This is a genomic window from Streptomyces sp. A012304, assembly GCF_026008495.1.
Classification (GTDB): Bacteria; Actinomycetota; Actinomycetes; order Streptomycetales; family Streptomycetaceae; genus Streptomyces.
The window spans coordinates 1-390 of the sequence record NZ_BQUN01000132.1 but is presented as its reverse complement, the minus strand read 5'-3'; the positions used below and the strand labels follow the sequence as shown (position 1 = coordinate 390).

Sequence of the window (390 nt, the reverse complement as noted above, 5' to 3'; positions counted from 1 at the left end):
GGGGTGATGGGTGGCTGGTCGTTGTTTGAGAACTGCACAGTGGACGCGAGCATCTGTGGCCAAGTTTTTAAGGGCGCACGGTGGATGCCTTGGCACCAGGAACCGATGAAGGACGTGGGAGGCCACGATAGTCCCCGGGGAGTCGTCAACCAGGCTTTGATCCGGGGGTTTCCGAATGGGGAAACCCGGCAGTCGTCATGGGCTGTCACCCTTGCCTGAACACATAGGGCAAGTGGAGGGAACGCGGGGAAGTGAAACATCTCAGTACCCGCAGGAAGAGAAAACAACCGTGATTCCGGGAGTAGTGGCGAGCGAAACTGGATGAGGCCAAACCGTATGCGTGTGAGACCCGGCAGGGGTTGCGCATGCGGGGTTGTGGGATCTCTCTTC

Annotated in this window: 1 rRNA gene; it reads left to right on the top strand. The window is 59.0% G+C overall.

The features are described 5' to 3' along the window. Positions 1–57: 57 nt before the first annotated feature. A 23S ribosomal RNA gene (locus ALMP_RS32995) occupies positions 58–390 on the top strand; the annotation flags it as partial.